This window comes from Acinetobacter sp. YH12231, from assembly GCF_013417755.1.
In the GTDB taxonomy this organism is placed as follows: domain Bacteria; phylum Pseudomonadota; class Gammaproteobacteria; order Pseudomonadales; family Moraxellaceae; genus Acinetobacter; species Acinetobacter amyesii.
In genome coordinates this window covers 1-23,647 of record NZ_VPDJ01000016.1, presented here as the reverse complement: position 1 = coordinate 23,647, position 23,647 = coordinate 1, and the positions used below count along the sequence as shown (strand labels likewise).

The following is a 23,647-nucleotide window of genomic DNA, read 5'->3' as shown; positions in this document are numbered from 1 at the left end:
AAGTGGGGAAAGTTGATTGAAGATGCCTAGAAATAAAAAAAGATAGAGTAAAACTCTATCTTCTTTAAAAAAATACAATTGGCTTTAGAGGGGCAGTGGAAGTAAAACTAAAAATTAAACTAATCACTGTGATCAATTTGACCGAAAACATGAAATATTGTTTTGCCCAAACTTGATCATCTTCAGCTTTGAATCCTTGAATGGTTAAATAAATCCAATACAGACTTAAGGCATTCAGGACAATCATATAAATCCAATTGGCATAACCATAAAAGTATAAACCGTTCATGGTGATGCAGAACAAAATCACGTAAACCAAAGATTCAACCTTGGTTCGATGAATTGAACGTGCTACAGGTAAAATTGGAATTCCTGCATTTTTGTAGTCATCAAATCGGTAAACTGCAATTCCCCAAGAATGAGGCATTTGCCAAAATGCATAACCAATAAAAATCAGTAATGCACCTAAATCAAACTGGTTTGCAACAGCCGTATACCCGATTACAGGTGGCGCTGCGCCAGAAAGACTGCCGATAATGGTTTGATGAATTGTTGTTCGTTTTGTCCATAAGCTGTAAAAACCAACGTATACGACAAAACCAATAACAGCAAAAAGAAAAGCGTAAGCATTTACCCAGAACCATAAAATACTAAAACCAAATACACCTAAAACTAAAGCAAAAACTAAAGCAACAGGAATCGAGATTGATTTTTTAACCATCGCACGATTTTGTGTGCGTTGCATTTTTGAGTCGATGTCTTGGTCAATAACGTTATTGACAACACATCCAGAAGCGACCACAAAGAGGGTGCCTAAGAGGGTAAGAAGCAACAGAAGGAAATCTACAGAACCTTGGGCAGCTACAAAGTAGCCACCCAAAGCGGTAACAAAGTTACCAAAGAGAATTCCTGGTTTAGTCAGGAATAAATACTTTTTCAGCATGACGACCAGTTTAGATCATCATGTTGAAGTGAAGGTAGTTCATAATCCACACAGAACCTACTAAAAGGATAGCAATTGTGAGGATTGTATAAACAAATGCAATCACGTTCCAGCGTTGCTCTGAAGAAGAGTTCATATGCAGGAAGTAAACTAACTGAATAAGAACCTGAGCAACCGCAGTAATCGCAATTACGGCAACCAATAGACCGCGGCTAAAACCACCTGCCATTACCATACCGAATGGAATTACGGTAAGTAGAACAGAAAGGATAAATCCGATTGTATATTGTTTAACGTTACCGTGAGCTGCACCAGCAGAGTTATGATCGTGACTCATTAGATAACTCCCATCAAGTAAACAACGCTGAATACGCAGATCCAAACGATGTCAAGGAAGTGCCAGAACAAGCTTAGGCAAGCAAGACGACGAGTGTTTGGAAGTGTCAAACCATATTTCTTGATTTGGAACATCAACACAAGCATCCATACCAAACCAGAAGTTACGTGAATACCGTGCGTACCAACTAAAGTAAAGAACGCAGATAAGAACGCACTTGTGCTTGGGCCATGACCAGCATGAACTAAATGATTGAACTCATAAAGTTCCATGCCAATGAAGGCTGCACCAAATACCCAAGTAACTGCTAACCAAGTTAAAACTTGACCAACATTTTTCTTGTATGCTGCAAGAACAGCAAAACCAAAAGTTACAGAAGAGATAAGAAGGGCGAAAGTTTCAGTTAAAACGAAACCTAAAGATTCACCAAATAGCTCTTGTGCACTTGGCGTACCCACTGGAACGTGGCTACTTAATACAGCGAACGCGATGAAGAGTGTCCCGAAAAGAACCAAGTCACTCATCAAGTAAGTCCAGAAACCAAAGACAGTGATGTCAGTATCATCGTGATGATGATGTTCGTCATGTCCGTGGTTGTCGTGATGAAGTACTTCAGCCATTGTCTTAGTCCTTCTTCAAATGTTTTTCAAGAAGCGCGTAGCGTTCATTTTCAATACGTTCAACTTCTGCAGCTGGAACATAGTAGTCAACTTTCTTAGTGAAAGAAGAAACGATGAAGCTGATAATTGAAGCAATGAAAGTTACAACGACTAACCACCAGATATGCCAGATTAATGCGAAGCCCATAACTGTAATAAACATTGCAATTACGAAACCTGCCGCACGGTTTGTAGGCATATGGATGTCTTCGTATGTAGTTGGCTTAGCGTAAGCAACACCATTTTCTTTGTCAGTCCAGAAAGTATCAATACCATTGATCTTTGGAAGATAAGCAAAGTTATAGAATGGTGAAGGAGATGAAGTAGCCCACTCAAGAGTACGACCATCCCAGATATCGCCAGTAACGTCCATGTTGTCTTTGCGTTGAAGGAAACCAACAACGATTTGCATAACAAAACAGAAGATACCGATAGCAACCAATACAGAACCAAATAAAGCGATCGCTAAGTACGGATCCCATTCAGGGTTGTCATATGTATTCAAACGACGAGTCATACCCATGAAACCAAGGATATAAAGTGGCATGAATGCAAAGTAGAAACCGAAGAACCAGAACCAGAACGCTGCTTTACCCCAAGTTTCATTCAATTTCCAACCAAACATTTTTGGCCAGTAGAAAATGATACCCGCGAACATCGCGAACACTACACCACCAATAATTACGTTATGGAAGTGAGCGATAAGGAATAAAGAGTTGTGTACTAAGAAGTCCGCTGGTGGAACTGCCATTAATACGCCTGTTAAACCACCAATACCGAAAGTCACAAGGAAGCCAAGTGTCCAAAGCATTGGAGTTGTATAGGTGATGCGGCCCTTGTACATAGTGAATAACCAAGAGAAGATTTTCACACCAGTAGGGATCGCAATGATCATGGTCATGATACCGAAGAACGCGTTAACGTTGGCACCAGCACCCATTGTAAAGAAGTGGTGAACCCATACAACTAGTGAAAGAACACCAATTGCTACAGTTGCGTACACCATTGATTTGTAGCCGAACAACGCTTTGCGTGAGAACACAGCAGTAACTTCTGAGTAAATACCAAAAGCAGGTAATACCAAGATGTAAACTTCTGGGTGACCCCAAGTCCAAATCAAGTTTACATACAACATTGGGCTACCACCCATGTCATTTGTAAAGAAATGGAAGCCGAAGTAACGGTCAAGTGAAAGCATTGCAATAGTCGCAGTCAAAACTGGGAAAGTTGCAACGATAAGCACTACAGTAACTAATGCAGTCCAAGTGAAAATAGGCATGTCCATAAGTTTCATGCCAGGCGCACGCATTTTAATGATGGTAACGAAGAAGTTAACACCAGTAAGAAGCGTACCTAGACCAGAAACCTGAAGTGCCCAGATATAGTAGTCTACACCTACACCTGGAGAGTATTCGATGCCAGAAAGTGGAGGGTAAGCCATCCAACCTGTTGCAGCGAATTCACCAATTGCAAGAGAAGCCATCATTAAGCCCGCTGCGCCGGCGAATAACCAGAAGCTAAGAGAGTTTAATAATGGGAATGCTACGTCACGTGCACCAATTTGAAGTGGTACAGCAACGTTCATTAAACCAACAACTAGACCCATTGCTACGAAGAAGATCATGATTACGCCATGGGCAGTAAAGATCTGGTCATAGTGTTCTGGGTGTAAGTAACCTTCACCGCCACCTTTTGCAAGGAACAGTTGAAGACGCATCATAATCGCATCGGCAAAACCACGCACAAGCATGACAATTGACACGAGGATATACATGATACCAATTTTTTTATGGTCTACAGATGTGAACCATTCGTTCCACAAGTAGCCCCATTTTTTAAAGTAGGTGATACCAGCAACAATTGCGATACCGCCAAGGATCATCATTGCAACAGTAACCAACACGATTGGATCGTGTGGAATTGCATCTGGTCCTAACTTACCTAATAAGCTCATGTCTTATTCCCCTGCAACAGTCGCATGTTCAACGCCTGCATGAGCTTCAGAAGCAGCAGCTTCGTGTCCAACAGTAGCTGTATGATCAGCACCGTGGTAGTTACTCATGTATTTATTGATCACTGATTCGAACAATTTAGGTTCTACTGAAGAGTAATAAGTCACTGGATGTGGCTTAGTAGGGTAAGGCTTCATTGCTTCAGCTTTAGCCTTTTCTTCAGGAGTAGTTGCTCTAGCAACTAAAGCTTCGATCTGATGTTTAGAGCGGTCGCCGTCTTTAAGAGTTTGGAATTCAGCTTGGTCTAAAACAGTTTTTTGAACTGCTTGTGGATTCACTGAAGTACCATTACCAGCTTTAACAGCAGAAACCCATTCAGCAAACTGAGTATCTGTCACAGAGTGAGCGCGGAAGCGCATTTGTGAGAAACCGTAACCTGAGTAGTTAGATGAGAAACCACGGAAGCCTTCAGCAGGACTAAGTTCGTCAGCTAAAAGGTTCAGGTGAGTTTGCATACCCGCCATTGCATAAATCTGACCACCTAACGCAGGGATGAAGAATGAGTTCATCGTAAAGTTAGATGTAATACGAAGCGATACCGGAGTTTTCTCTGGGAAACGCATTTCGTTTACAGTCGCGATGCCTTGTTCCGGGTAGATAAAGATCCATTTAAATTGTTCAGCAATAACTTGAACTGTTAATGGTGCTTTTTCTGATTTTAATGGTTTGTATGGATCGTACTCGTGTGAGCCCCACCATGTTAATGCCGCTAAAATACCAATAATAATGACAGGAATACCCCAAACTACAACTTCAATTGCAGTCGAGTGTGCCCAAGTAGGTTTATAGTCTGCATCTTTATTTGACGCGCGATATTTCCAACCAAACCATAACGCCATAAGTGCTGATGGAATAACGACCAACAACATTAGGTAGATCGCAGTAAGCATGAGGTTTGATTGACCTTCAGCAACTGGACCTTTTGAGTTTAGAAGTACCATATCACCACCACACCCAGTTAAGAGTGCAGCGATCGCAGATAAAGACAATACAGCTAAAATTGTTTGTCTCATTTTACAACCTCGGTGAAGAGTCCCATTCCCTAAATTTAAAATTTGGGATAGCGAATAAAGTGTCGCATGATTGTGATTTTTTCAGACATGAAAAAACAGTCACAATGATGCGACACCGCTACGTTGTAGGGCATTATGCCTGATATCGGCAAACTAAGCTATACATAAAGATGCTTTAAATGACTGTATTAAAACCCTATTTTGCTAGTCGGGATTGTATTTTTTTTATCTAAATTTTATTTTAATTTCAATATAATGCACAAAAAAGGGATGAAAAAATCATCCCTGAATAAAAGTGAAAATTATTGGTTTATTACCTTGGTTTTTGCCAATTTGTCATGCAAGGTTTGACGCTTCTTGCCGAAAATGAAAACGGAATCGATGATTACGCTTAATGGCATTGATAAAAAGTTCAGGAAAATAAATAAAACACTGCGTAAAGTGAAGCCACGCATGAGGTTTACAGGTTGACTGGTTTCGGCATCTACAATTTTAATCTTGGTGATTTTTTTACCAATGCTTTGACCTGATTTAGCAATCAAATATGCTTGAATGAAAAGCATAATGAAGAGATACGCAAACATTGCAATCCAAGCTTGGTTGGGAAACATTTCAACCATTTGTGTTTGTAGTGCTTGTAAAACATTGGGGTCAGCATTTGGGGTCATCACAGCTTGCATAAACTGTTCATTCAGATTTGCAAATTGTGTCTTTTCACTTGGACTAAAAAATGCCGTTAAGATAAAAGTTGCTGGTATCCAAAGCAGTAAATCGACGATTTTCGCCAAAACACGTTTAGGAATACTAGCTAGGCTAGTTTGCTCTTGTACCGCTTGAGGCTGTGCATAGGTATTTGATGGCGTAGTTGCAGTTTGATTTGATTCGAATGCTGTTGGTGCAGTATATCCTGCAGGCATATAAACCAACTGACCTTGAGTGAGTTCACCCAAAGCTTTCCATTCGGTCATACCTTGGTGCCAAACCAAGTCCGTGAGTAACACTTGTTGGCTCGCGAGCATTTGGTTAAGTTGTTCTAAGGTGTAGGGACCAGCTTGTTGGTTATTTCGTGCCAAGTAAATCTGCATAAAACTAAAATCTCAAAAAACGTCTGTAAAAGTATAAATAAAAAAAAAGACCCACATGTGGGTCTTTTTTTAACACAGTTTATTAAGCTTGTTGAGCTTTTTCTTCAGAAAGGAAGAACCATGTGTCTAATACTGAGTCTGGGTTAAGCGAAACAGACTCAATGCCTTGTTCCATTAACCATTTAGCTAGGTCAGGGTGATCTGAAGGACCTTGACCACAAATACCTACGTATTTGCCAGCTTTACGACAAGCATGGATTGCCATTGAAAGAAGTGCTTTAACGGCTGGATCACGTTCATCAAATAGGTGAGAAACGATACCAGAGTCACGGTCTAGACCGAGTGTTAACTGAGTTAAGTCGTTAGAACCGATAGAGAAACCGTCGAAATGTTCAAGGAACTGTTCAGCCAACAATGCGTTAGTTGGAAGTTCACACATCATGATCACTTTAAGACCATTTTCACCACGTTTAAGACCGTTAAGCGCTAACAATTCAATAACTCGTTTCGCTTCAGCAACAGTACGTACGAAAGGAATCATGATTTGAATGTTAGTTAAGCCCATTTCATCACGTGCTTTTTTCAGTGCGCGGCATTCAAGTTCGAAGCAGTCACGGAAGTTGTCAGACACATAACGGCTTGCACCACGGAAGCCAAGCATTGGGTTTTCTTCTTCAGGTTCGTATAACTTACCACCGATTAAGTTTGCGTATTCGTTTGACTTAAAGTCAGACATACGAACAATCACTGGTTTGTCAGCAAACGCTGCAGCAAGAGTAGAAATACCTTCAACTAGTTTTTCAACATAGAATTCGATAGGGGATGCATAACCCGCAGTACGTGACATTACAGCAGCACGAGTTTCACGTGGTAAGCTGTCAATGTTAAGCAATGCTTTAGGGTGTACACCGATCATACGGTTGATGATGAACTCAAGACGAGCAAGACCAACACCTTCGTTAGGAATTTGAGCAAAGTCAAATGCGCGGTCAGGGTTACCTACGTTCATCATGATTTTGAACGGAAGTTTAGGCATAGATTCGATAGAGTTGCGTTGGATTTCAAAGTCCAAAGAACCTTCGTAAATAAAGCCTGTGTCACCTTCAGCGCAAGACACAGTCACTTCTTGACCGTCAGTCAATACTTCAGTTGCATTACCACAACCTACGATTGCAGGAACACCAAGTTCACGTGCAATAATCGCAGCGTGACAAGTACGACCACCACGGTTAGTGACAATCGCAGCAGCACGTTTCATTACTGGTTCCCAATCTGGGTCAGTCATGTCAGATACAAGTACGTCGCCGTCTTGAACTTTGTCCATTTCTTTGATTGAAGTCACGATACGCACGCGACCAGAACCAATACGTTGACCGATTGAACGACCTTCACAAATCACATTACCTTTTTGTTTAAGAAGATAGCGTTCCATTGTGCCTACATTTTGACGGCTCTTCACAGTTTCAGGACGTGCTTGAACGATATAGATTTGGCCATCATCGCCATCTTTCGCCCATTCGATGTCCATTGCTGAACCGTAATGGTTTTCAATGATCAATGCTTGTTTAGCAAGTTCTTGAAGTTCGTGGTCATTTAAAGCGAATTGTTGACGATCTGCTTTTTCAACGTCTACAACAACCACGGATTTACCAGCAGCGCCTTCTTCACCATAAATCATTTTTTGGTGTTTAGAACCAAGGTTACGACGTAATACAGCGTGTTTGCCTGCATTTAGAAGTGGTTTAGATACATAGAATTCGTCAGGGTTAACTGCACCTTGTACAACCATTTCACCCAAACCATAAGAAGCAGTAATGAATACAGCATCACGGAAACCAGATTCTGTATCTAGGGTAAACATTACACCAGCAGCGCCAGTTTCTGAACGTACCATACGTTGTACGCCTGCAGACAAAGCAACGACATCGTGGTCAAAGTTTTGGTGTACACGGTAAGAAATCGCGCGGTCGTTATAAAGTGAAGCAAATACTTCTTTAATCGCAACAAGGATGTTGTCGATACCACGGATGTTCAAGAAAGTTTCTTGTTGGCCGGCAAATGAAGCGTCTGGTAAGTCTTCTGCAGTTGCAGATGAGCGAACGGCAACCGCGATTTCAGGGTTGCCGTTTGAAAGAGCTGTGAAAGCTTCACGAATTTCTTTTTCAAGTTCAGCAGTCAGCGGAGTGTCTACAATCCATTGACGGATTTTCGCACCAGTTTCTGCAAGTGCATTTACATCGTCAACATTGAGTGCAGCAAGTTCAGCGTTAATTTTAGCGTTTAGGCCACTTTGCTCGAGGAATTCACGATATGCTTGAGCTGTAGTAGCAAAACCACCAGGAACAGATACACCAGCATTTGCTAGATGGCTGATCATTTCACCTAATGATGAGTTTTTACCACCCACGAGTTCTACGTCGTGTTTCCCTAATTTTTCTAGACCAATTACGCGCGCTTCCAAAGTTGTTACTCCACTTTTGCAGTATTAATCACTATCTTGGCATGAAATTATAACAAATTACTTAGCATTCTAAATTTACTAAGTGACAGTCATGTAAGATGGTTTACTATAAAGATTATATAGCACTAAGACAAATTTTGGAGGAGAATTTTAATGTCAGAAGGTAAACAGATTCAGCGTAGTGTTTTCTTTGTTTCGGATGGGACAGCGATTACCGCAGAAACGCTTGGTCATTCACTGTTAGCCCAGTTCCCTCATGTAGATTTTGACATTCATATTATTCCATATATTACCTCTGAAGAAGCTGCTACAAATGTGGTTGCAGAGATCAATCTTAGAGCGCAGCAAGACGGTCAAAAGCCTTTGGTGTTTGATACCCTTGTAGACCCGTATGTACGTGACATTATTAATACTGCAAATGCGATAAATCTTGATGTTTTTGAAGGGCTTATTAGTAAACTGTCTGACGAGTTAGGTACTGCGCCTACGACTTTAGTCGGTCAAACCCATGCAGTAACAGATTCTGAGTCTTATAAAGCACGTATTGATGCGGTGCATTTTGCTTTAGATAACGATGATGGGGCACGTACTCGTCATTATGATAAAGCCGACTTAATTTTAATCGGGGTATCACGTTCGGGTAAAACACCAACTTCCATCTATCTCTCTTTGCAATTTGGTATTCGTGTAGCGAACTATCCGTTGACAGAAGAAGACTTGGATGACAACCGTTTACCTGCAGTTTTACGTGAGCATAAACATAAGTTATTTGGCTTGATGATTGATGCAGAGCGCCTTGTAGCAATTCGTTCAGAACGTAAGGCCAATAGCCGTTATGCAAGTTTTAGTCAGTGCCAAATGGAACTACGTGCGATTGAAGGTATTTATATTTCAGAAGGAATTAAATACTTAAACGTGTCGGAAATGTCGATTGAAGAAATTTCAACACGTGTTTTACAAATGACAGGACTGAAACGTCGCATTGGTTAAGTGTAAATTGAGCCACTTCGGTGGCTCTTTTAATGATAATAAATTACTGTATAAATTATATAAAAATAGTATTAATTTCTGGTTTGTCATACTTTTAATGAATGATAAATATTTAAGATATTGATGAAAATTTTCCTCAATATTTAGACTTAAAATTTAAGCAAATTCTGTATTCAAATGTGTACCAATTTGATGAATTTTTTTGGCTGAAAATTTATAAAATATGGCCTAATTGACAGCTTCAATCTTTTAAAATAATCCGTGTATTGCTGTGTTTTTATCTATGAATTAAGCCTGAATAATCTACTTGATAAGAGTAGTGTATATACTAGATTTAGCACATACAGTTTAATATTTGATCATAATTTTAAAAAATACTGATTTAAATGCTAAAAAAATAGGCAGAAAATAGAATAAAAAATAATCAAACAGTCGCTTTTAGGTGTTAAATCTCAAGAAATGGCATCATTTATTTAATTGATGTGGGTGGGGAATGCTCGAATTGAGACTATTTAGGCTTTAAAAGCAGATATGAAGTGATATTAAAATTGGATTTTTAGCAGTTATTTTCTTATTGAATATAGATTAGAACATAAGTAAATGTCGGCTGAATATGAGCATCGGTATAAATTTTCCTACTTATAATTAGTCATTAAAAGAGTTGTGTAAGACAAAATTAAGAGACTGAAAATTTATTGGTTTGAAATAAAATTTTCATGAAGAATTGATCATAACTATTCAAAAATCGCACTTCTATAAATGAACTGTAGCTGATGATGCAGGTCGGAGGCATGATTTAAGTCTGAGCGCTGAAAAAGCATGTAGCACGATTAAAGCTATTTTCATTTATGGATTTTTAAGAATCCTTAGCCTTACCGAATAGAAGTATTCAATAACGTAGGGGATCTAGCAAAAGCCACCAGAGATGGCTATTGGTGTTGTGAGTTTTGATCAATCGGATAAATTCTAGTAATTGTCATGTGAAAATAATTGCAATGTAATTACTTTTCTTTAGGCTGGTTAGATTCGCTGCGCACAATGACATCACACTCAAACGTATGCTCATCTAAAGCCGTGATTGAATTACTCTGAATTTTTGCAATAGGCCAAGTGTTTAAGATGCAGTTGGGCTGCTGTAATGCTGCATAATAATGATCCGATTTTAGGAAGGTTTTGTTCTGAATTGCGGTATTTGGACTGAGTAAATGTCTTAACCAATGGTTCGGCACTTGATCTTCTAAAAAGCGAATCGCCAAAATACTCTTAATACGATTGCTAAATAAACGTCGATTTTTTGCAATCAGTGGATGTTGAATTAATTTATTCAATAGACGTTCAGTACGCGGTAAAACAAATTGCGGTTTGATTTGATAGACCATGATGTTATCTGCAACCTGACATAGATGATGTAGTTCAGAGACCACATGCTGATCTATCCCAATAATGGCGATTTTTTGATTCTTAAAATCATAATCTTTGATCTGTTCTGAACCGATGATCGTTCCACGAAAGTGTTCAAAATCGTCTACATGATTATTAAAAATATGGTGGGTTGCATCCTGCTTGTTGGCCATATTTATTCCTTATCTTTTCTTTTTTTAGTTGAGTCTTAGATAGGAATATATTCTGTGATGGGCCAGTTGGGGTAAAGCGTTTTTTCAGTCTGATGAGTCATGCAATTTGTCTAGAATTGATTTGCTTGGCCCTTGTCATTTATAGATTTCTAGGAGTGAACTGATTTTTTTATGCGTTGAAGTTCATCTTTCGCTCAAGCAGGTCGAAATAATGAGCGACCTGCATGAACGGCTTTTGAGATCTATAAATTTTGTGAGTTTTAAAGTGGTTCATCATCTTGTGAGCTATAGTCAAGCTGACTCGTGGTTGAATGTTTAAGTTCGGGTTGGTCGGTATGTGTACGTAAATAGTCCATATCACGAATATTTTTTTGTACAGCAACTGCACCAAACAGACTCATTAGGAAAGCCATCATGTAAAACCCTTTTTCACTTAATGCCAGTTCAGCATTCCATAGACCAATGGCAAGAAGTACGAGGCAAATAATGACGGATGCCCAGCACAGTCCAAAGTAGATTGCAGTGACATGCATTCCTTCTAAACGGTCACGAATGATTTTTTGTAGTGAAACCGATGAAAATAATCCATAAAGCAATAAAATGAGATAAAAGCCTTTTTCATTCAACATCATATTTGCATTGAATAAACCTATGCAAAACACCACAGCGCCTAAGATCAGTGCACACCAACTTGCTGCGATAAATGCGGGTGTGGGTTTATTAATATATTGGCTCATCTTCTTATTTTTCTCTTTGTTTTGCTTATGTTTAATATTTATACAGCAATAAAAACGAGTAAAGCAATTATTTCGTTGAGGCAATGATGGTTTTTAAGTACAGGTTTGGTCGTTGTTAGCCGAAACCATATTATCTGTTGACTGCTATCCGTCTAAAGAGCCACAAAAGACGCAATCACAATTCTACCTTTAGACGGATTAAATGCTTGGATTAGATCATTAAGTTTAGAGTCTTAAGCCAGATCATTTTTGATTTGCATTAAACGTTCGAAGTTTTCAATGCGCTTATCGGTATCGTAAATGTCGCAGGTGAAAATAAATTCATCAACGTCATATTTGGTGAGTAGGTTTTCTAAACCTGCTCGAACGGTTGCATTTGAACCGACTTGTCCCATAGCGTAGAAATTATCAACAGACATCTTCTCTGCAGCAGACCATAAGCCTTGCATACTGTCGACTGGAGCTTTGAGTTTTAAACTTTGACCACGCATTAAACCTAAAACGCGTTGATAAGCACTCGTTGCTAGATATTCTGCTTCTTCATCTGTTTCAGCAACAACCGTTGGTACGCCCATAGACACATAAGGTTGATCTAAATATTTGGATGCTTGGAAATTTTCACGATAGAGCTGAATTGCTTGTCCAAGCATGCGTGGTGCGAAATGTGAAGCAAATGAATAGGGTAGACCTAAACGTGCAGCGAGTTGTGCACTGAACAGACTTGAACCTAAAAGCCATACAGGAACATGTGTATTTTGTCCCGGTGTAGCAATGATGCGCTGCTGTGGCTCAGGTGCTTTAAAGTATTGCAATATCTCAAGGACATCTTGTGGAAATTGGTCTTCGGTTTCCTGACGGCCACGGCGTAAAGCGCGCATGGTGGTTTGGTCAGTACCCGGCGCACGACCTAAGCCGAGTTCAATACGGCCGGGATATAGCGTTTCAAGCGTGCCAAATTGTTCAGCGACAACCAAAGGTGCATGGTTGGGCAACATAATCCCGCCTGAACCGAGCTTGATGGATTGTGTATTTGCTAAGAGATAACCGAGTAAAACCGCAGTTGCAGAACTTGCGATGCCATCCATATTGTGGTGTTCGGCTAACCATAGACGCTCATAGCCAAGTTGTTCTGCTTTCTGTGCTAACTGGAGTGCATGTTTGAGTGAAAATTCGATGGTTTTATCATCTCGAACAGGTGCGAGTTCAAGTATTGAAAATTTTGTATCGGCTAGAGTACGCATGTTTTCTCTCAGAGATCTTTATATCGAAATAATACGATATAAATGGCCTAATGTATATCGAATAAATTCGATATGGTGGTGGGACGCTGTAAAAAAGTTAATTTTAGATATATCTAAAGTTTTTTATGAACATATTTCTATAAACAAAAAAAAGCACCCGAAGGTGCTGATTTTTTTCATTGAAATATATCGATTAACGTTTACCGTTTTTGTACCAACCTAAGTGACGACCATTGTCTCCACGGTAGCCTCGGTCGTTGTAGCTGTAATTATTGGTACGATAGCCACGGTTGTTATAATGACGGTCATAGCGATCATCATAGCGACGGTCTTCAGACACTTTTTTACCTAGTGCAGAACCACCGGCTGAACCAAGTGCAGCACCGATATAACCACCGTTTGTGCCGCCCATGTTTTTACCTACGGTATAACCACCCGCGCCACCAAGTGCGCCACCAATGATGGCACCATTACGGTCACGTTTGTTTGCTGATGCTGCAGCACCTGCACCACCACCAATTGCCGAACCAATCATTGCGCCAGTTTGGCCGCCAACTTGGTTACCGATTGCTGCACCAACTACACCGCCTAAAGCAGATGTTAATGCAGTATTGGTGCTATTACCTGCATGTGTTGCAGTCATAGTAAGTGCTGAAGCGGCAATTGCTGCACTGAATAGAATTTTATTAATTTTCATTTTTAAACTCCTTACGAAGCATGATGTTTATCTGTTGATATCAATATATGAAAACACATAGCAAATATTTGGAGCGTGATGTGAAATAAAATACGTGTTCCGTTGCTGCAATGTAAATTTTGCACTTTATTTCTACATGATTGATTACATGGATAGAGTGGATCAACTCTACATATTTGAGGTGCAATAAATAAAGTTGTACTTATCATTTGAAAAAAGGCGATACATAAAAAAAGCACCCGAAGGTGCTCTTTTCACGATCCAATAAGGACTCACTAATTTTGAATTAGTGACGACGACGGTAACGTTTTTTGTATTTACGTTCTTGGTGTTTGTCGTAAGCTTTATCTTTAGAGATTTTATTACCTAGAGCAGCACCACCAGCAGCACCTAGTGCAGAGCCGATGTAACCACCGTTTGTACCGCCCATGCTTTTACCAACGGTATAACCTGTACCACCACCTAAAGCACCACCGATTGCAGATTCTGTACGGTTACGTTTATTACTTGCTACCGCAGCACCACCAGCACCACCAAGAGCAGCACCAATTGTAGCGCCGGTATTACCGCCCATGTTTTTACCAATTGCAGTACCTGCAACACTACCTAATGCACTAGCTGCAGCAACGCGTGTTGTACTATCTGCATTTGCAGACACAGTGAACATAGAAGCAGTTGCTAGAGTGGCTGTCATTAAAAGAGTATTCAGTTTCATAGTTCACTCCATGTCCTTCATAAACGCGAGGACTTTTTCATAATCATTTCGATGGCAGTAAATGTAACAAAACTATTCGCTATAAATATGGAGAGCTTTCACTTTATTTAGTGATTTGAGTGTCTAGTTTGTATAAGTTTTATTAATATTGTGAAAAAAACGGTCGAATGCTGAAAATCTGTACGACTTTATGGAGAAAGGTAGGAGTGATGAAGTTCACACTTTGATATTTCGGGTCATCGATAGGCCAAAAAACAATATATATGTCATTTCAGACCCATTATCGGTACACTAGCGCCATTATTTTGAATTTTGGCATATCCGTGAAAGTTTAGCGGTAGAGCCTGTGTATTGAGATTTTTTGAAAAATGAAAGAATCGTTACGTTTACGATTAGATCAGCTCTCTGACCGTCACGAAGAATTAAATGCATTACTCGCAGATGTAGAAGTCATTTCAGACAATAAACGTTTCCGTCAGTTGTCTCGTGAGCATAGTGATTTATCTGAAATCACTGAAGTTTGGAAAAAATACCGTCAAGCAGAAGAAGATATTGAAACTGCTGAAGTGATGATGACGGATCCAGATTTCAAAGAAATGGCCGTTGAAGAAATTAAAGAAAATAAAGCTTTGATTGGTCAGCTTGAAGCAGACTTAAACATTCTGATGATTCCAAAAGATCCGAATGATGCGAACTCTGCCTATTTAGAAATCCGTGCCGGAACGGGTGGTGACGAAGCTGCCATTTTCTCGGGTGACTTGTATCGAATGTACAGTAAATATGCTGAATCACAAGGTTGGCGTATTGAAGTGTTGTCTGAAAATGACGGCGAACATGGCGGTTATAAAGAAGTAATTTGCCTCATCAATGGTGAAGGCGTATATGGCCGCTTAAAATTTGAAAGTGGTGCGCATCGTGTACAGCGTGTTCCTGCAACTGAGTCACAAGGTCGTGTGCATACTTCGGCATGTACTGTTGCGATTTTGCCGGAAATTGATGTAGACACCAGTGTAGAAATTAATCCTTCAGAACTACGTATTGATACCTATCGTGCATCAGGTGCGGGTGGTCAGCACATTAACAAAACTGACTCTGCTGTACGTATTACCCATATTCCAACGGGTACAGTTGTAGAATGTCAGGACGAACGTTCACAACATAAAAACAAAGCCAAAGCGATGGCGCTATTGGTTTCTCGTTTAGAAAATGCTAAACGCGCAGCGGCAGATGCAGCGACGTCTGAAATGCGTCGTGACTTGGTAGGTTCTGGTGACCGTTCTGAGCGTATTCGTACCTATAACTATCCACAAGGTCGTATGACTGATCATCGTATTAACTTAACACTGTATAAGTTAGATGCAGTGATGGAAGGTGATTTGACTGAATTGCTAGATAGTTTGCATCGTGAATATCAAGCCGATCAGTTGGCATTATTAGCACAGCAGAATGGTGGCTAATGAATATTGCACAGGCTTTGGCCTATCGTGGTGAACCTGAAAGTTATGAACGTCAGGAAAATGCGTGGTTGTTAGAGCACATCACCAAGATTGATTCTTTTGATTTAATCATGAAAAAGGATCAAGAATTGACGGCAGAACAAGAACAACTCTATGTCGACAGTCTTGCTCGTATTGCAGCAGGTGAGCCTTTGGCTTATGTCACAGGTTCTCAGCCATTTTGGACGCTAGATTTAAAAGTGACTAAAGATACTTTGGTTCCACGTCCTGATACGGAAGTACTCGTTGAAACTGTACTCCGTTTAGAACTTCCTGAAGATGCTCGTGTGGTCGATTTAGGAACAGGAACTGGTGCTGTAGCCTTGTCATTAGCCAGTGAACGTCCAGATTGGTCAATTGTAGCTTCGGATATTTACGAACCTACCTTGGAAGTTGCTGAGTTTAATGCCAAAAAGCATGATCTTGAACATGTGCAGTTTGTCTTAGGTTCTTGGTTGAAACCCTTTGGTCGTGCTTTCTTTGATGTAATTGTGTCAAATCCGCCGTATATCGATGCTGATGATGTACACATGAAAGATTTGGCGACAGAGCCTGAACGTGCTTTGGTTGCGGACAATCATGGGCTTGCAGATATTGAGCAAATCATTCTTCAAGCCAAAAAACATTTAACCGTGAATGGGTGGGTGGTGCTTGAACATGGCTATGACCAAGGTGAAGCAGTCAGACATTTGTTCTTACGAGTTGGATATCGAAATGTTCGGACTGTAAAAGATTATGGTGGCAATGACCGTGTCAGCTTAGGTCAGTGGCAACATTGATTTGGTATTAGAGATAGTCAAAAATAAAGCGCATTGAATGCGCTTTATTTTTTTGTTTTTGATATTCGATCAATACTTACATTGGGTAGTCTTGTAAGCTATCGAAAACTTCAACTTGTTCTAAAGCTGATGTTTCTACTGCAAGACAGTACGCAATAATTTTTGCAGTTGCATTTACTAAATTTTCATCTTTTAGATTTGCACCCGCTTGAATTGCTTCAATGTCATCCGCTTGGATATCCAGTGCATGAGCAACTTCAACTGCATTTTCAGTGCTAAAAAATTGTGAGATCAAATTTTGCAAATCGATATCTGCGACAGTTTTAAGCTGTTCATGAAACAGTTCATCAATTGCGTCAATCTGAGTGAAAAGAGAATCTGAAAAGTTTTGAACAAGTTGCTGTTCAAGAACATCAATCATCTTAAGCATAGGAAAGCCTTTCAAGGAGATGCAGGAGAATTGGAAAATAAATAAGCAAAACGCTTTAAATTGAGTGAAAAATAACCTAATTAGACTAAAGTAGCAATCATTCAAGGATGAATGGTCAGTCTATTTATTGAATATTTTTAAGTTATTGATTTTCTATTAATTAGATGAATATTCAATTTATAAATAGCGAATATCAAATTCTAGGCCTTGAATTCAGGCGCATTATTTTGTCGATATGCACCAGGACTGACACCTGTCCATTTTTTAAAAGCCCGATGAAAAGCACTCGGATCATGAAAATTTAGTTCTTCACTGATATCTTGCAAACTTTTATCGGTATGGGTTAAAAAATCGATGGCAGTATCACGTCGGATATCATTTTTGAGTTGTTGATAACTCACACCTTCACTTTTAAGACGGCGATGCATGGTGGCTTCCGACATATTCATTTTGACCGCCAACTCATAAAACTCTAACCATTCGGCAGGAGAAACGTCTAACAGTTGTTTACGAATTTGGCTACTGAGCGCATACGGGTTTTTAAAGCGCACCAAAAGGTTTTCAGGCGTTTGTTGTAGGAATTGATACCATGAACGTGTGTCTTGTTTGATTGGCAGGGTTAAATAACTGGCATCTAGTTGTATATAGTTTTGACTGGCTTGGTAATGAATATTTTCACAAAAGCGAACTTTATAGTCGTGATCATCAAGCGGCGCATCACATTTGAATTGGATTTGATTTAACAAAATTCGTTGTCCACTCAGCCAGCACAGTAGCGTATGGATGAGCATTAAATAAGTTGCATAGCTGAACATGCGTTTAGGCGCTTGTTGGTCATAGATCACGATATAAGCAAAGTGATCTTCAATGGTTAAATCACTATGCAATTCATCTAAAACCAGATTTAAAAACTGCAAAATTTGCTTGAGTGCATCTCCCAAAGTGCTGTTATGCATGACCATTTTTGAAAGCAGTTTGAAACTACCACGTCGCATGGCATGCCGATCCATGCCAAAAAATTCATCATCCATCACATCTGCAAGATGAGTCCATAAAGCCGCATATTGTGAAACGGAAACTCTGGTTTTACTCGATAGCAGTAACTCAGAGGGAATACCCGCCTTTTGTAAAATAGCAGAAATATCAAATTGCTTTTTTTGCGCATCGTATAATGCTTCATGCACCAAGTCGATTGAAATCGTCCCTTTGCTGTATTCGAGTCCATGCTTCGGCATATGTGCGGATAGGTCCTTGTTCAGAATTGTCCAAATACATCAGAAAAGATGCAACATTTGGAAATTGTACTGAATAAATTCTCTGTTTACTCTGCATCTTAAGTCGAATTTAAAACAAGACATCGTAAATAGGGAATTGATATGGACATTAAAGGAAAAGTTTTTGTTGTGACTGGTGGTGCATCAGGACTAGGCGCTGCGACAGCAACACATCTGATTGGCCTGGGTGCAAAAGTGATTATTGTGGATATGAATCATGAGCATGGCGAAGCGATGCAACGTCAACTGGGTGATCATGCCAAATTTGTTCAATTGGATGTCACTGATGAACAAGCGGTCGGCGCTTTCTTTGCACAAGTTGAAGCGGAATTTGGTCAACTTAATGGCTTAGTGAACTGTGCAGGTATCGCACCTTCTGCAAAAGTTTTAGGTCGTGACGGATTACATGATTTGGCGATGTTCCAAAAAGTATTAAATATTAATGTTTCAGGTACATTCAACATGCTGCGCTATGCGGCACAACTGATTGCTAAATATGAATTAAAAGCAGGTGAAGAAGAGCGTGGCGTGATTGTGAATACGGCGTCGGTTGCAGCTTTTGATGGTCAAATTGGTCAGTCGGCTTATGCAGCATCTAAAGGGGCAGTGGTTGCAATGACATTACCTCTTGCACGTGAGCTTGCACGTGAGTCGATTCGTGTGATGACCATTGCTCCGGGCATTATGGAAACGCCGATGCTCAAAGGCTTGGCACAAAATGTACAAGATGCTTTGGGGCAAATGGTGCCTTTCCCACCACGCTTAGCAAAACCACAAGAGTTTGCAAAATTAGTGACGCATATTTTTGAAAACGCTTATCTCAATGGCGAAGTGATACGTCTTGATGGCGCGATTCGTATGCAGCCTAAATAGTTATTTATTAAAACTGCTTATTCAGGCTTCTACGACGGAGTCTTATCGAGAATAACTTCGTTGACAGTAGCCCATCTCATTACTTTTGTTTCGGCAAAAGTAACCAAAACCATTGTCATTTGCAAAACTCGTCATCAAGTATTTATTGATTTATAGGTCGCAGAAACATTTGAGATTAATGGCGTCCTGCCTCAGACAGTTGCAAATGACGTCGTCGTGTATCCAACTTTGCTTTATACAGCCAAAGTATTTTTAATTCCGCAGTTATCCAAAAATTAAAGCTATACACGCTATAAAAGATTTAGAAAAGGAAGTCTCATGATTTTAAATGATGAACAAAAAATGGTTCAGGACATGATGCGAAGTTATTCGCAAGAAAAACTGAAACCGACGGCAGCAGAGCGTGACAAAACGGCATCATTTCCTGCACAAGAGCTAAAGGAACTTGGTGAGCTGGGTGCTTTAGGCATGACGGTTTCGGACGAATGGGGTGGTGCAGGTTTAGACTATGTGTCTTTGGTTGTTGCCTTAGAGGAAATTGCTGCAGGTGATGGTGCGATTTCGACAATTGTCAGCGTACAAAACTCACTGCCATGTGGCATTACGCAGCGTTATGGTACAGAAGCACAAAAAGAAAAATACTTAAAAAAATTAGCCACTGGCGAATGGTTAGGTTGTTTTTGCCTAACAGAACCACAAGTGGGTTCAGATGCGAGCGCACTGGAATGCAAAGCGGAGCGTGATGGTGACGAGTGGGTATTAAATGGCACCAAGCAATTTATTACCACAGGAAAACATGCCCAAGTAGCCTTGGTTTTTGCGGTAACGGACAAGTCTGCAGGTAAAAAAGGGATTTCGTGCTTTTTAGTGCCGACGGATGCACCAGGTTATATCGTATCGCGATTAGAAGAAAAAATGGGTCAGCATTGTTCCGATACAGCAACTATTGTTTTAGATCACTGTCGTATTCCTGCAGACAGTCTCTTAGGCCAAGAGGGTGAAGGTTATAAAATTGCCTTATCAAACCTAGAGTCAGGTCGAATTGGTATTGCAGCGCAGTCTGTGGGTATGGCACGAGCAGCATTAGATGCTGCCGTTGAATATGCCAATGAACGCAAGGCATTTGGGGTGGAGATTGTACAGCATCAGGCCGTGGCATTTCGCCTAGCAGATATGGCCACCCAAATTGAGGCAGCACGCCAATTGATCTTCCATGCAGCGACGTTAAAAGATGCCGGTTTTCCATGTTTAAAAGAAGCCTCAATGGCGAAACTTTTTGCATCGACGATGGCTGAACGTGTGTGTTCAGATGCCATTCAAATCCATGGGGGCTACGGTTATGTATCTGATTTTCCAGTAGAACGAATATATCGTGATGTGCGTGTCAGTCAAATTTATGAAGGTGCATCGGACATTCAGCGGCTGGTGATAGCACGTGAAGTAACCAAAAGATAGCTGATTAAAAAATAGACTTTAGTCGATGTTCAAACCCTGCAATGGCGTTGATGGTTATGGAAATTGCAGGAGATATCCAAACATGGTTATCTAGGTATAGACAGTCTAAGAATAGGTAATTTACGAATAGATAGTTTAACAAAGTATAAGTTACAAAACTAAAAACCGACATTGCAATCGGTGTATGGAATAGCAGTAAAAGCGAACGTGGCAAAGGAATCGTCACGGATACGCAGCGGTATAACAACAAGATCAATAAACCTCAAAGTATTGCACTTTGAATCATAGAGAACAGGATAGGAATTGTCGTCATGAAGACACTAGAACAAGCATATCGTGATTTTAATTTTGAAAAGATTGTTACAGAACAATTGGTCGGTACGCCAAGTTCAATCAATGCTTATGATGAATGTTGTGGGCGCTATGTTGGGCAAAATAGAACTGCGCTGATCTGGGAAAGTAAAAATAGTGAATCTGAGCAATGGACTTTTGAGCAATTAGATTTAGCTTCTGCACAATTGGCGAATTATTATCAGCGCATTGGACTGAAAGCAGGTGATTGCATTGCAGGTCTATTACCACGCACAGCAGAGTTGTTGATTACTATTTTGGCAACATGGCGTATAGGGGCAATTTATCAGCCGTTGTTTACGGCATTTGAGTCTAAAGCGATTGAACATCGGGTGCAAACTGCGGGAACAAAGCTGATTGTAACCAACACTGAGCAACGCTCAAAACTCAATCATATTGATTTACCACATATTTTAACCGTGCATGCCGATCAAGCAATTCAGACAGATCCTGACTTTTGGTCAGAGCTGCAACTTCATGACACCACGTTTAACTCAGTACCCCGTTCTTTTGATGATGAATTTTTAATGATGTTTACTTCAGGGACGACGGGTTTAGCCAAGTCTGTACCTGTGCCACACAAAGCGTTGTTGGCATTTAAAGGGTATATGGCACATGCGGTTGATTTGCGTGATGAAGATTCATTTTGGAATTTGGCAGATCCGGGTTGGGCTTATGGTTTGTACTATGGAATTGCAGGGCCTTTAAGTTTGGGGCACAGCATTATTATGGATGAACGGGCTTTTAGTGTAGATCATGCACTTCAAGTCATCAAAAAATATAAAGTCAGCAATCTGACCGGTTCACCAACGGCATTTCGTATGTTCTTTGGTTTTAAAGAAAAATTTGATGAATCAATAAAATCACATTTACGGGTTGTGAGTAGTGCAGGCGAGCCGTTAACGCCCGAAGTAATTCAATGGTTTAATCATGACTTAAACGTCAATATTTATGACCAATATGGACAAACAGAACTTGGAATGGTGATTGCAAATCATCATGCTTTAGAACACTACAAAAAAGTGGGTTCAGCCGGTTTTGCTATACCGGGACATCGTTTCGCGGTGCTTAATAAAGACCATCAAGAAATTGAACGCGGTGGCATTGGAACATTGGCATTAGACTGGTCGCAATCACCACTCATGTGGTTCACAGGCTATGGTGGCAATAACCGTAAAGCCTTTGTCGGGAACTACTATTTAACTGGTGATACTGTTCGTTTAAACGAAGAAGGCGGCATTGATTTTGTAGGACGTGCTGACGATGTCATTACAACATCAGGCTATCGTGTAGGACCTTTCGATGTGGAAAGTACATTATTAGAGTGCGAAGAGGTTTTAGAATCGGCAGTTGTCGGTAAGCCTGATCCTGAGCGTACAGAATTGGTCAAAGCTTTTGTGGTATTGAAACCACAATATCAAGCAAGTTCAGAACTCATGGACAAGCTACAAGCTTATGTACGATCTCGTTTATCCAAGCATGCTTATCCAAAAGAAATTGAATTTGTAGATGGGTTGCCTAAAACATCGAGTGGAAAAATCCAACGTAATCTGTTGAAGCAACAAGAAGTGGCCAAAGCTCAATTAATTCAAAAGGTCAGTTGAGTCAATTTATATACGCAAGAAAGGCTGCATGATGCAGCCTTTTTTAAATTGATGTTTGAGCTGGTGAAACCATTCATTCGAGATCATATATGTATTTGACTAACTATGGGACAATCCAAATTAACCTAAAATTAAAGCATTCATTCAAATCAATAAAATCATTTATTTTAAGTTCAGGGTATTATGTTCAGTATCAAGTTCTTGAGTTTTACCCGTTAAATTGCCCTTCAAAACTTTGAATAAATGGGTGACTTTATTGTCTTTGACATTCCAAAATTCTGCACTAATAGCATTAGCTATCAAAACGCGAACAGTAGGATCAGTCTTGCCATCGAACCAGTTTTCAGCCCAAGGATTCCATAATTTATCGATTAGGGCCGCATCTGTACTGATTTCTCCATGAGCACTAATTGATACATAAATATCGTCTGAAGATTTAGCGAATGCTAATCCAAGATGATTACGACCTGCATTGACTGCCTCTACAAGGTCATTATTTTCTTTCATAAGAAAATAGATATTTTCATGCTCATTCATCTTATCAGAATTAAGCATGGTCATGGGTTGAGAATGAATTTCTTGCTTGTCAGTAACATGGCTAATCATGGTGAAACGCACGTCTTTAATGAGTTCCCATAATTTTTGTCGCTGATCTTGTTCAACGTATTCTTGTGACATTTTATTCTCCACTTTTAAGTAATCACTTTGGGGTAAAGGGGTAAATATGACTGAGCACAAAGTATTTGAATAATGTGTGTTAGCTCATAAGTTTATCTAACATATTGTGTCAGCAATAGATTTCTTTCATAAGTCATTTTTCACTCAGCTCCAAGTTATAAATTCCAGCAATTAGATTGAATCTTAATGCTAGTCTTTTGCCTCGATTGCGATATCGCTCAGCAAGAATTTTGAAGGTTTTCA

At 39.9% G+C, this 23,647-nt stretch carries 21 protein-coding genes and 1 pseudogene; 6 read left to right on the top strand and 16 right to left on the bottom strand.

The features are described 5' to 3' along the window. Positions 1-64: 64 nt before the first annotated feature. From cyoE to ppsA, 7 genes are all read right to left on the bottom strand, one after another. On the bottom strand, positions 65-943 hold the full coding sequence (gene cyoE / locus FTV11_RS10945) for a heme o synthase (protein WP_180073995.1): 879 nt from the start codon (positions 941-943) through the stop codon (positions 65-67). Positions 944-953: 10 nt separating this feature from the next. Continuing rightward, entirely contained in the window at positions 954-1,280 is a 327-nt protein-coding gene (locus FTV11_RS10940) for a cytochrome o ubiquinol oxidase subunit IV (RefSeq protein WP_078188582.1), read from the bottom strand. After that, the gene (gene cyoC, locus FTV11_RS10935; protein ID WP_078188581.1) at positions 1,280-1,900 is read right to left on the bottom strand and encodes a cytochrome o ubiquinol oxidase subunit III; all 621 of its coding nucleotides are present in this window, start codon (positions 1,898-1,900) and stop codon (positions 1,280-1,282) included. Before cyoC ends, FTV11_RS10940 begins: the two co-directional genes overlap by 1 nt. 4 nt (positions 1,901-1,904) lie before the next feature. After that, positions 1,905-3,893 (bottom strand): cytochrome o ubiquinol oxidase subunit I, encoded by a 1,989-nt coding sequence (gene cyoB, locus FTV11_RS10930; protein ID WP_078193968.1) that lies wholly within the window; start codon positions 3,891-3,893, stop codon positions 1,905-1,907. Between the two features lie 3 nt (positions 3,894-3,896). After that, a complete protein-coding gene (cyoA, locus tag FTV11_RS10925) occupies positions 3,897-4,964 on the bottom strand; it encodes a ubiquinol oxidase subunit II (RefSeq protein WP_078188579.1) in 1,068 nt (355 codons plus the stop codon). Between the two features lie 302 nt (positions 4,965-5,266). Continuing rightward, entirely contained in the window at positions 5,267-6,049 is a 783-nt protein-coding gene (locus FTV11_RS10920) for an RDD family protein (RefSeq protein ID WP_180005233.1), read from the bottom strand. Between the two features lie 82 nt (positions 6,050-6,131). Next, positions 6,132-8,510 carry a phosphoenolpyruvate synthase gene (ppsA, locus tag FTV11_RS10915; RefSeq protein WP_180073994.1) on the bottom strand — a complete coding sequence of 793 codons (2,379 nt, stop codon included), beginning with the start codon at positions 8,508-8,510 and terminating at the stop codon, positions 6,132-6,134. Between the two features lie 153 nt (positions 8,511-8,663). Between ppsA and FTV11_RS10910 the strand changes: the two genes are divergently transcribed. After that, on the top strand, positions 8,664-9,500 hold the full coding sequence (locus FTV11_RS10910; protein ID WP_078193964.1) for a pyruvate, water dikinase regulatory protein: 837 nt from the start codon (positions 8,664-8,666) through the stop codon (positions 9,498-9,500). Positions 9,501-10,501: 1,001 nt separating this feature from the next. On the opposite strand, the gene FTV11_RS10905 is transcribed toward FTV11_RS10910, so the two are convergent. The 5 genes from FTV11_RS10905 to FTV11_RS10885 form a co-directional block, all read right to left on the bottom strand. Continuing rightward, a complete protein-coding gene (locus FTV11_RS10905; RefSeq protein WP_180073993.1) occupies positions 10,502-11,074 on the bottom strand; it encodes a flavoprotein in 573 nt (190 codons plus the stop codon). A gap of 260 nt (positions 11,075-11,334) precedes the next feature. Beyond that, complete coding sequence (yiaA, locus tag FTV11_RS10900; protein ID WP_180065293.1) at positions 11,335-11,811, bottom strand: inner membrane protein YiaA; 477 nt, start codon at positions 11,809-11,811, stop codon at positions 11,335-11,337. Positions 11,812-12,044: 233 nt separating this feature from the next. After that, positions 12,045-13,052 (bottom strand): LLM class flavin-dependent oxidoreductase, encoded by a 1,008-nt coding sequence (locus FTV11_RS10895; protein WP_180073992.1) that lies wholly within the window; start codon positions 13,050-13,052, stop codon positions 12,045-12,047. Positions 13,053-13,245: 193 nt separating this feature from the next. Beyond that, the gene (locus FTV11_RS10890) at positions 13,246-13,749 is read right to left on the bottom strand and encodes a hypothetical protein (RefSeq protein ID WP_180073991.1); all 504 of its coding nucleotides are present in this window, start codon (positions 13,747-13,749) and stop codon (positions 13,246-13,248) included. 286 nt (positions 13,750-14,035) lie between these two features. Further along, positions 14,036-14,464 carry a glycine zipper domain-containing protein gene (locus FTV11_RS10885; protein ID WP_078193959.1) on the bottom strand — a complete coding sequence of 143 codons (429 nt, stop codon included), beginning with the start codon at positions 14,462-14,464 and terminating at the stop codon, positions 14,036-14,038. A gap of 368 nt (positions 14,465-14,832) precedes the next feature. Here FTV11_RS10885 and prfA point away from each other — a divergent pair, with 368 nt between their 5' ends. Both prfA and prmC read left to right on the top strand, forming a co-directional pair. Further along, positions 14,833-15,921 (top strand): peptide chain release factor 1, encoded by a 1,089-nt coding sequence (gene prfA, locus FTV11_RS10880; RefSeq protein ID WP_078188570.1) that lies wholly within the window; start codon positions 14,833-14,835, stop codon positions 15,919-15,921. Further along, positions 15,921-16,739, top strand: a complete 819-nt coding sequence (gene prmC, locus FTV11_RS10875) for a peptide chain release factor N(5)-glutamine methyltransferase (RefSeq protein WP_180026412.1) — start codon at positions 15,921-15,923, stop codon at positions 16,737-16,739. The genes prfA and prmC overlap by 1 nt, the downstream gene beginning before the upstream one ends. 76 nt (positions 16,740-16,815) lie before the next feature. Here the strand turns inward: prmC and FTV11_RS10870 are convergent, their stop codons facing one another. Beyond that, positions 16,816-17,169, bottom strand: coding sequence for a hypothetical protein (locus FTV11_RS10870; RefSeq protein WP_180026411.1), 354 nt, complete (start codon positions 17,167-17,169; stop codon positions 16,816-16,818). 200 nt (positions 17,170-17,369) lie between these two features. Next, entirely contained in the window at positions 17,370-18,404 is a 1,035-nt protein-coding gene (locus FTV11_RS10865) for an AraC family transcriptional regulator (protein ID WP_180040374.1), read from the bottom strand. A gap of 141 nt (positions 18,405-18,545) precedes the next feature. Between FTV11_RS10865 and FTV11_RS10860 the strand changes: the two genes are divergently transcribed. The 3 genes from FTV11_RS10860 (at position 18,546) to FTV11_RS10850 (ending at position 22,726) form a co-directional block, all read left to right on the top strand. Next, a complete protein-coding gene (locus FTV11_RS10860; protein WP_078188564.1) occupies positions 18,546-19,316 on the top strand; it encodes a 3-hydroxyacyl-CoA dehydrogenase in 771 nt (256 codons plus the stop codon). 318 nt (positions 19,317-19,634) lie between these two features. Then, positions 19,635-20,771, top strand: a complete 1,137-nt coding sequence (locus tag FTV11_RS10855; RefSeq protein WP_180073990.1) for an acyl-CoA dehydrogenase family protein — start codon at positions 19,635-19,637, stop codon at positions 20,769-20,771. A 311-nt stretch (positions 20,772-21,082) separates the two neighbouring features. Next, positions 21,083-22,726, top strand: coding sequence for an AMP-binding protein (locus tag FTV11_RS10850; RefSeq protein WP_180073989.1), 1,644 nt, complete (start codon positions 21,083-21,085; stop codon positions 22,724-22,726). A gap of 162 nt (positions 22,727-22,888) precedes the next feature. On the opposite strand, the gene FTV11_RS10845 is transcribed toward FTV11_RS10850, so the two are convergent. Together FTV11_RS10845 and FTV11_RS10840 are read right to left on the bottom strand one after the other, a co-directional pair. Next, positions 22,889-23,404, bottom strand: a complete 516-nt coding sequence (locus tag FTV11_RS10845) for a pyridoxamine 5'-phosphate oxidase family protein (RefSeq protein WP_180026408.1) — start codon at positions 23,402-23,404, stop codon at positions 22,889-22,891. Positions 23,405-23,537: 133 nt separating this feature from the next. Continuing rightward, positions 23,538-23,647 (bottom strand): annotated as a pseudogene (locus FTV11_RS10840) (IS5/IS1182 family transposase); the annotation flags it as partial.